This window comes from Pseudomonas sp., from assembly GCF_026224925.1.
Taxonomy (GTDB): domain Bacteria; phylum Pseudomonadota; class Gammaproteobacteria; order Pseudomonadales; family Pseudomonadaceae; genus Aquipseudomonas.
On sequence record NZ_JAMFRV010000270.1, the window covers coordinates 1 to 9,327 of the forward strand.

10 protein-coding genes are annotated in these 9,327 nt (G+C 56.9%); 2 read left to right on the forward strand and 8 right to left on the reverse strand.

The genetic code is table 11. From position 1 onward, the window contains the following. The first annotated feature begins 355 nt into the window (after positions 1 to 355). The gene (locus tag M0974_RS11795; protein ID WP_297836426.1) at positions 356 to 544 is read left to right on the forward strand and encodes a hypothetical protein; all 189 of its coding nucleotides are present in this window, start codon (positions 356 to 358) and stop codon (positions 542 to 544) included. 26 nt (positions 545 to 570) lie between these two features. Further along, positions 571 to 1,014 (forward strand): N-acetyltransferase, encoded by a 444-nt coding sequence (locus tag M0974_RS11800; RefSeq protein ID WP_297836428.1) that lies wholly within the window; start codon positions 571 to 573, stop codon positions 1,012 to 1,014. Positions 1,015 to 1,039: 25 nt separating this feature from the next. On the opposite strand, the gene M0974_RS11805 is transcribed toward M0974_RS11800, so the two are convergent. The 8 genes from M0974_RS11805 to M0974_RS11840 all read right to left on the reverse strand — a co-directional run. After that, positions 1,040 to 1,546: a DUF1993 family protein gene (locus tag M0974_RS11805; RefSeq protein WP_297836430.1), complete on the reverse strand. Its 507-nt coding sequence runs from the start codon at positions 1,544 to 1,546 to the stop codon at positions 1,040 to 1,042. Between the two features lie 180 nt (positions 1,547 to 1,726). Then, complete coding sequence (locus tag M0974_RS11810) at positions 1,727 to 2,671, reverse strand: carbohydrate kinase (RefSeq protein WP_297836432.1); 945 nt, start codon at positions 2,669 to 2,671, stop codon at positions 1,727 to 1,729. 24 nt (positions 2,672 to 2,695) lie between these two features. Further along, positions 2,696 to 4,189: a xylulokinase gene (gene xylB, locus M0974_RS11815; protein WP_297836434.1), complete on the reverse strand. Its 1,494-nt coding sequence runs from the start codon at positions 4,187 to 4,189 to the stop codon at positions 2,696 to 2,698. Positions 4,190 to 4,198: 9 nt separating this feature from the next. Next, positions 4,199 to 5,680, reverse strand: coding sequence for a mannitol dehydrogenase family protein (locus M0974_RS11820; RefSeq protein WP_297836435.1), 1,482 nt, complete (start codon positions 5,678 to 5,680; stop codon positions 4,199 to 4,201). Positions 5,681 to 5,699: 19 nt separating this feature from the next. Beyond that, on the reverse strand, positions 5,700 to 6,803 hold the full coding sequence (locus M0974_RS11825) for an ABC transporter ATP-binding protein (protein WP_297836437.1): 1,104 nt from the start codon (positions 6,801 to 6,803) through the stop codon (positions 5,700 to 5,702). Between the two features lie 40 nt (positions 6,804 to 6,843). After that, a complete protein-coding gene (locus tag M0974_RS11830) occupies positions 6,844 to 7,677 on the reverse strand; it encodes a carbohydrate ABC transporter permease (protein ID WP_297836438.1) in 834 nt (277 codons plus the stop codon). A gap of 10 nt (positions 7,678 to 7,687) precedes the next feature. Further along, a complete protein-coding gene (locus M0974_RS11835; RefSeq protein ID WP_297836440.1) occupies positions 7,688 to 8,620 on the reverse strand; it encodes a carbohydrate ABC transporter permease in 933 nt (310 codons plus the stop codon). A 79-nt stretch (positions 8,621 to 8,699) separates the two neighbouring features. Further along, positions 8,700 to 9,327, reverse strand: a 628-nt coding sequence (locus M0974_RS11840) for an extracellular solute-binding protein (protein WP_297836441.1), incomplete at its 5' end; no start/stop codon positions are given.

Here is a 9,327-nt window from a genome sequence, read left to right on the forward strand (position 1 = left end):
AGTACTGCGCCCAATTGCAGGCGTTTCGCCAATGGCACTGTTAGGACTGCGGCAAGTAGAAACACAACGGCGGCCTGAAGCAAGTTGCCTTCGTGGGGCATTGATAACTCCTTAAAAAATCAGCGTCATAGAAACGGCTGGAATTAGAACACGTGAAGATGACTCATTGAATGTCGTCTGGCACTGATGAGGATCACCCCGTGAGTGTTCAGCGATGAGACGGTAATCTCACGGAGAGATTAGTTATATCCCGGCACTGACTGACTTCGCCAGACGACAGGTTGGATCAACGGCGTTACCATGGGCGCGCATTTGCACAGAGCAGATGATTTCTACGCACATTCAGGAAACCGTCATGACTAACAAACAGCGTTTGAGCTATTCGATTGTGATCGCCCTTGTGGTACTGGCCATCATGCTGGGGCTATCGCACCTTCAGAACACCGGCGTGATTACCGAGAAAACGTTTCAATACATCGCTATCGCCGTTGCCGTCGTGGTGGTCGTGATCAATGGCTTCATGCGCCGCAAAGTAAAGTTCTGAGTGTCTGCCGCAGTGAGGAATAGCTGATGAGTGTTCGGATCGACGTTTCGCAAGCCCCCGGGGAGGCTGAATACCTGGCGATTCTCAAGCCATTGCGGGCTTATAACGTTGCCCAAGCGGGTGATGCGAAACCCGAGCGCTTCGCCCTGTTGATCCGCGATGAGTCTACCAATGAAATCATCGGCGGCCTCTACGGCCGCAGTTTGTACAGCTGGCTGTTTGTCGAGTTGCTGGCGGTCCCCGAGCAATGCCGGGGGCAGGGCATGGGTTCAAGGCTGATGCACATGGCCGAAGAGCACGCCCGCAAGACCCGTTGCATTGGAATCTGGCTGGACACCTTCAGCTTCCAGGCCCCGGAGTTTTACCGCAAACATGGTTTCGTCCAGTTCGCCAAAATCGAAGACTTCCCGCCAGGACACCAGCGTTTCTTTTTTCAAAAGCGCCTGAATTTGTCGACGGTGATCAGCTAGGCGCCATGAGCCCTAAAACACCACCTTATACGCCGCCGAGGAAGTCCATCTTGCCGATGGCTACGCCTTTGTGGCGGAGGATGTCGTACGCCGTGGTCAGGTGGAAGTAGAAGTTCGGCTGGGCGAAACCCAACAGGAAATCTTGTTGGCTGAGGATCATTTCCCTGCTTGATGTCTTCAGGGTCACTGTCTTGCCCGCGTTGGCTTCGTATTGCTCTGGCGTCACGCTGCGGATAAACGCTTGGGTGTTGGCGATACGCTCACGCAACTGTTCCAGGGTGGTTTCGGTATCCGGAAAGCTCGGAGGGGTCACCCCGGCCAAACGCGCCGTGCAGAGTTTCGAGGAGTCGCTGACGGCCTGAACCTGGCCAATCAGAGTGTACATGTCCGGCGCGAGACGGGCCTGCAGCAGTTCTTCCATAGGCATGCCAGTGGCGGTGGCGTGTTCAAAGGCTTTATCCAGCAACTTTGATAGGTTATCGAGGCCGCGCAGAAAGACCGGGACGGATAATTGGTAATAAGACAGGCTCATGCTGATTCCTCAGAAGGTCAATCAGGGTATTTAACGATGGACATCGTCGATCCTTGGCGACGGTTTGGCAAGGGCCTGTGGGCGCACCGGACGGTGATTATTGGAAACGCTGGACTGCGCCCCAGAAGTTGGGCGCCCATCCGACCTCTGGCGGTTTTTCTGGTAAAACCATATCAGGGGTTATATCCCGCTCAGCTCATTCCGATACGGCAAATCCGGCCCAACCTTGGTACAGGTCAACGCCGCCGCTGCGACGGCAAACTGCATCATCTCGGATATTTGCTCGCGTGACAGGGCTTGCAGGCCGGATGGGCTGTCCAATTGGTGTTCGGTCAGGTAAGTGATCAAGGCCGCTTGGAAAGTGTCGCCAGCACCGACGGTATCGGCGGTGATGACTTCGCGAGCCGGAATCGACCATGTGCCGTGTTGGCGGGTGAAAACGCTGACGCCTTGGGTGCCTCGGGTGAGGAACACCAGTTGGCAGCGTTTGTTTAACCAGCCTTCGGCGACGGTGTGCGGATCAAGGTCCGGGTACAGCAGCGAAAGATCTTCGTCGCTGACTTTGATCAGGTGGGCGTGTTCAGCAAAGGCGCTGATCTGTTCGCGCCAGCGTTGAATGTCCGGCTCTGGGTTGAGGCGAATATTGGGGTCCAGGCTAATCAAGCGTTGTGTGCTTTCACGCTCGACCAAGGCCAGCAATGTATCCGCTACCGGGCGCACCACCAATGAAAACGAGCCAATGTGAATGCCACGTACCTGCTCATCCAGCGCCGGTAAATGCTCAAGCTGCAACTGACGGTCAGCGCAGCCTTCGCCACGAAAACTGTAGTGCGGCGAACCGTCGGCACCCACCGCGACCATTGCTAGTGTGGTTGGCGCATCGAAATCAATCAGGTAATCAGGCCGAACGCCTTCTTCATCGAGCACTGTGCGCAAGCGCCTGCCCAGATAGTCATTAGAAAGTCCGGCAAATAGTGCCGCGTCGATGCCGAGTCGGCTTAACCCGACGGCAACGTTGAACGGAGAGCCCCCCGCAACGGCCTGGAAATCTATTCTGTTGCTCTTCGCGCCGTTGTCCGGTTGGCTGAAAAAATCGAACAATGCTTCGCCACACACTAAAAACATAACTACTCCAAAACTTAAACGGCCTCAAAGGGCCTGCAGACAGCTACGGTAGCGGTCATAGACCTGCTGATACGCGGCGACGTTTGCGGCAATCGGTTGGGTCTCGCTGGCTGCGTCCAGACTGACGCAGCGTTGGCACAACTCCTTTAACCCCCCCTTCAAACTTGATAGCTGCCCGTTTGCATCGTGCCAGCACCATGCAGCCTGAATCGCCGCGCCGAGCGCAGCCGCTTCACTATGGTCGGTGCAGATCACCGGGGTGTCCATAATGTCCGCAACGATTTGCCGCCAAACTGCGCTTTTCGCACCGCCGCCGATCAAGCGGATAGCCTGGCTTTTGATGCCGCTGGCCCGAAGCAAATCCAGGCCGTAACGCAGCCCGAAAGTGGCGCCCTCGACTACCGCCCGACACAGATTGGCCTGATTCAGGTTAGTGCTGTCGAGGCCCAGAATACTGCCGGTGGCGTTGGGCAGGGCAGGGACGCGCTCGCCGTTGAGGAACGGCAACATCAACACGCCTTGGGCGCCAATCGGCGCCGCAGCGATGGTCAGGTTAAATTCGTCAATGCTCAGCGCGAACATCTCGCGAATGGCGCTGGTGGCGTTGGTCAAGTTCATGGTGCAGATCAACGGCAACCAGCCGCCGGAAGAAGAGCAGAAGGTCGCCACAGACGCTTGATCGCTGACCTGTGCTTCGTCTGCGAAGGCATAAACCGTGCCCGACGAGCCAAGGCTCATGGTAATCGAGCCCGGCTCGATATTGCCGGTGCCGATGGCGCCCATCATGTTGTCGCCGCCACCGCTGGAAACAATGGCTTCAGGGTTGAGGCCCAACAGTTGCGCAATTTCTGGACGAATCTGGCCAACGCTTTGCTGTGCCTCCAGCAGTTGCGGCAACGCTCGGTTCAAACGACCACTGGGGTCGATGTGTTCCAGCAAGGCCACATCCCAGGTGCGGGTGCGAACGTTGAAATAGCCGGTGCCAGACGCATCGCCGAACTCGCTGCAGCAGCGGCCAGTGAGCCAGTAATTCAGGTAATCGTGGGGCAGCAGGATTTTCTCGATGCGCTCGAACACGTCCGGGTGCTGCTCCTTGGTCCACAGCAGCTTAGACACCGTATAGCCGGGTGCAATGGCAACCCCTAGACGCTCCAGAGAACCCTTTTCGCCGCCCAAATAGTCCAGCAGTCGATCGTTTTCCGGGGTGCTCTCGGTGTCGCACCACAGTTTGGCGGGGCGTAATACTTCGCCACTTTGATCAAGCAGCACCAATCCATGTTGCTGCCCTGAAACGCCGATGGCTTGAATCCGCGCGCCGCTGACACCCGCTTCAGCCAACGCCTCACGGGTGGCCTGTTGAAAGGCGGCCAGCCATTGCGCCACGTCTTGCTCGCGCCGCCCATTGGCGGCGCTGATCAATGTGTGTGGCCCGGAACCCTGGCCAAGGACCTCGCCGCTCTCGGCATCCAGCACAATCGCCTTGGTGCCTTGGGTGCCGCAATCAATACCGAGAAACATAGGGTCACCTCAGGCCGTTTTGGCCAACAGATTTTCCAGGGTTTTCTTGACGCCCAACTCACGCAGGCTGTTCAGGTTATGTTCGAAAGACGCGACGAACTCAGCCGATTGCGGAATGGCTGCGCCGAAAATCTCCTCAACCGCGAGCAAGCGCTGGGTAACCAGCACATCATCGGCGACCAACGCCTGACAGAACTCGGCACGCGGATCGGGAATCTTGAACGTCACGCCATTCTCGTCTTTGCCCTTGAGGTACAGCGCCCAGGCAGCGACCACCAGCGAGGCGCGGTCGAGGTTGCCCTTATCGAGAATCAACCGGTTGATCGTCGGCACGGTGAACTTGGGAAACTTTGATGACCCGTCGGAGCACACGCGTTCCAGTTGATCGGCAATCGCTTGGTTGGAGAAACGCTGAATCAGCGTGTCCTTGTACGTTTCCAAGTCAATGCCGGGCACTGACGCCAATTGCGGCGTGACATCCAGGTCCATGTAGGTGCGGATGTACCGAACGAACAGGGGGTCATTCATGGTTTCGTGGACGAAGCGATAACCTTGCAAAAAGCCCAAATAGGTCAACGCCAAATGGCTGCCGTTGAGCAATTTGATCTTCATTTCTTCATAAGGCGTGACGTCGTCGGTGAACTGCACGCCGACGGTTTCCCAAGCAGGGCGGCCGTTGACGAACTTGTCTTCCAGTACCCACTGCACGAACGGTTCACAGACCACTGGCCACGCATCGTCGATGCCTTTCTCGTCATGCAGTTGCAGGCGGTGAGCGGTACTGGTCATCGGTGTAATTCGGTCGACCATGGCGTTAGGGAAGCTGACGTTGGCCGCGATCCAGTCGTGTAAATCCGCGTCGCGCAGGACGGCGAACGCCAGCAAGGCTTTGCGTGCTACGGCGCCGTTGTGCGGCAGGTTATCGCACGACATCAAGGTGAACGCTGGCGTGCCGTTTTGACGGCGTTTGTCTAAGGCAGCGCAAAGCAGGCCGAATACCGTGTTGGGTGCGCCAGGGTGCGCCAGGTCGTGGCGGATTTGCGGCAGGTGCGCCATGAATTCGCCGTTGCTGTCATCGATGCAATAACCACCTTCGGTGATGGTCAGCGAAACAATGCGAATCTGCGGGTTGGCAAGCTTGTCGATCAACGCCTGAATGCCGTCCGCGGCCAGTAGCATGCCACTGATGGAGCCGATGACACGGGTTTCAGTGTCGTCAGTGTCACCCAATTCGTACAGCGTATAGAGATAGTCCTGACCCAGCAGTGCATCACGCACTCCAAGGTCTTCTGGACGCAGGCCGATGCCGCAGATGCTCCAGTCGTAGCCTTCACCTGTGTTCATCAATGCGTCGGTGTAAAACGCCTGATGCGCACGGTGGAAACCGCCGACACCAATGTGTGCGATGCCTTGGCTGGTTTCGCTCGGCGAGTAGGCCGGGCGCGCAATATGCGGGTCCAGTTGCGACAGATTCTGCTTATTGAGCTTCATGGTCAGAACTCTCGAATACTTAAGCGGCGACCTGCAAGGCGTTGGCTATAACCAGGCCTTGGGCGTCGAACAAATGGCAGTGGGCGCTATCCAGGTGCAGGTTCAGCGTTTCGCCGTACTTGCTCGCAAGGTCGCCGCGGATACGCATGGTCAGCGCTTCGCCGGATTGTGTACGCACGTGGCAAAAAGTGTCGCTGCCCAAGCGCTCGCTGACGTCTGCGATCACCTGCATCTGGCAATCGCCAGTGTTGGCAATGTTCAAGTGCTCAGGACGAATGCCCAACGTCACCGAGTTACCAACACTGAGGCTGGCACCGTTCAATGGCAGGCTGACAATCGCGCCGGCATCAAGGGTTACATCACAGCCGTTGCTGTCGACACGGCTAATTGTGCCTTTGAGGAAGCCCATTTTCGGCGTGCCGAGAAAACCCGCAACAAACAGGTTGGCTGGGTGGTGATACAGCTCCAGCGGTGTGCCGACCTGTTCCACTTTGCCCGCGCTTAATACGACGACTTTGTCGGCCAACGTCATGGCTTCGACTTGATCGTGGGTCACGTAGATCATCGTCGCCTTGAGTTCTTTGTGCAGCCGCGACAACTCCAGCCGGGTTTGCACACGCAGGGCGGCATCGAGGTTGGACAACGGCTCATCGAACAAGAATATTTTTGGATTACGCACGATGGCACGGCCGATTGCCACACGCTGGCGTTGACCACCGGAGAGTTGTTTCGGCTTACGCTCAAGCAGGGGTTCGAGCTGCAGAATACGCGCCGCTTCAGCCACCTTGCGCTCGACTTCGGTTTTATTACCACCCGCCAGGTCCAAGGCGAAAGACATGTTCTTGCGCACGGTCATGTGCGGGTACAAGGCGTAGGTTTGAAACACCATGGCCAAGTCACGCTTGGCAGGTGAGACCTCGGTGATGTCGCGGCCATCGAGTTCAATGGTGCCGCCAGTGACGTCTTCAAGCCCGGCGATACACCGCAGCAGGGTTGATTTACCACAGCCCGACGGCCCGACGAAAACCACGAATTCACGGTCGCGAACGTCCAGGTCAATGCCTTTGAGAATGGAATTGCCGTCGAAGCCTTTTTGTAAATTTCTGATGCTCAGGTTAGCCATATGGCCTCCGTTCTGCTCTCGTTAAAGAGGCTGACACTTATTATTTGACGGCGCCGAAAGACAGGCCGCGAACCAGTTGTTTTTGGCTGATCCAGCCGAAGATCAGGATCGGCGCACAGGCCAGGGTCGAGACGGCAGACAACTTGGCCCAGAACAATCCTTCTGGGCTTGAGTACGACGCGATCAAAGCGGTCAGTGGTGCGGCTTGGGAAGAGGTCAAGTTCAGTGACCAGAACGCTTCGTTCCAGCACAGAATCAGCGACAACAGCGCTGTCGAGGCCAGTCCGCCTTTACAGATTGGCACCAGCACCCGAAAGATTTCCTGGGCGGTAGTCGCGCCGTCCAGCCGCGCTGCTTCGAGAATGTCCGGTGGAATGTCCTTGAAGTAGGTGTAAATCATCCAGACCACAATCGGCAGGTTGATCAGCGTATAGATGGCGATCAGTGCGAAACGCGTGTCCAGCAGGCCGAAGGTCTTGGCCAGCAAGTAGATCGGCATCAATACGCCCACGGGCGGCAGCATCTTGGTCGAGAGCATCCATAACAGTGTGCCCTTGGTGCGCTTGGTCTCGAAGAAGGCCATTGAGTACGCCGCCGGAACCGCGATTATCAGGCAGAGGATGGTGGCGCTGAACGAGATCACTATGGAGTTCCAGGCGAAGTGAAAATAATCACTGCGTTCCTGAATGTGGATGTAGTTTTCCAGAGTAGGGGTGAAAAAGAACTGCGGCGGCGTGGCGAAAGCGTCGATCTCGGTCTTGAAGCTGGTCAGTACCATCCAGAAGATCGGGAAAAATATCAGTGCCGCAATCGCCCAAGACAGGGTGCCAAGCAGCACGCTCTGCATACGACGGGATTGTTTAAGCGTCATCATGGCAAGGCCCTCATGACTTGTCGGTGAGGTTTTTGCCGATCATCCGAATCAGGATGATCGCGGCAATGTTGGCGATGACCACGGCAATCAAGCCGCCAGCCGATGCCATACCGACGTCGAACTGCAGCAACGCCTGGTTGTAGATCAAGTACGCCAGGTTGGTCGAGGCATAGCCTGGGCCGCCGTTGGTGGTGGTGAAGATTTCGGCGAACACCGACAGCAGGAAAATCGTCTCGATCATGATCACCACAGCAATCGGCCGTGCCAGGTGCGGCAGGGTCAGGTGCCAGAAGATCGCAATGGGACCGGCGCCATCGAGCCGCGCGGCTTCTTTCTGTTCTTGATCCAGCGATTGCATGGCAGTCATCAAGATCAGAATGGCGAAGGGCAGCCATTGCCACGAGACGATGATGATGATCGACATCAGCGGGAAGTGGGCGAGCCAGTCGATCGGTTGGGCGCCAAAGAATCTCCACACTGCAGCGAGAATCCCCGAGACCGGGTGGAAAATCAGGTTCTTCCAGATCAATGCGCTAACAGTTGGCATGATGAAAAACGGCGAAATCAACATCACACGCACAATGCCGCGACCCAGAAACTCACTGGCCTCCAGCAGGGCGGAAATCAAGACGCCGAGAATCACGCTGATCGCGAGCACGCTGCCCACCAGTAACAGGGTGTTGGTCGCGCCTGGGATAAAGCCACTGTCAGTGACGAAGTAGACGAAGTTTTCTATCCCTACAAATTCGTTGTCGCCAGGCGACAGCAGGTTGTAACGAATGGTAGAGAAATAAATGGTCATGCCCAATGGCACGATCATCCATACCAGCAACATCAAGACCGAGGGACTGACCAGAAACCAGCCCGGTTTAGTCAGGCGGCGTTTAGCTTTGGGTGTCGGACTGGAAGTATCCAGGCGAGGATTGATGGCAGAAGTATTCATGGTGACTCCGAAACTCGGTGCAAGCTTGGACAAAGTGCCGGGCGGCAAAGCGCTCGGCACTGGCAACAGTCAATCGTGACTATTTCTTCGGATTCTTCGGATAGCCCGCACGCTTCATGTCCCGCTCGGTGGTGTTCTGTGCCGAAGCCAGAGCCGCATCAACCGTGCTCGAACCGACTAACGCCGCCGAGAATTGCTGCCCAACGGACGTACCGATCGCCTGGAACTCAGGGATGGTCACCAACTGAATGCCCACGTATGGCACCGGCTTAAGCGTCGGCGTCTTCGGCGTTACCGCTTTCAGCGATTCCAGAGTGATTTTGGCGAACGGTGCAGCCGCCATGTACGCATCGTTGTAGGTCGATGCGCGGGTGCCTGGTGGCACGTTGGCGACGCCGTCGGTCTTGGCGACTAACGCGGCGTATTCCTTGGAAGTCGCCCATTCGCTGAAGGCCTTGGCGTCAGTCTGGTTTTTCGCGCTGGTCGGGATCGCCAGTGCCCACGAATACAACCATGCCGAGCCTTTGTCAGTGACTTCATGTGGCGCGTAGGTGAAACCTACGTTGTCAGCGACTTTACTTTGAGTCTTGTCGGTCACGAACGAGCCGGCGACGGTAGCATCGACCCAAATTGCGCATGTGCCGCTGTTGAACAGCGCAAGGTTTTCGTTAAAACCGTTGCTGGAGGCGCCAGGAGGGCCGGAAGCC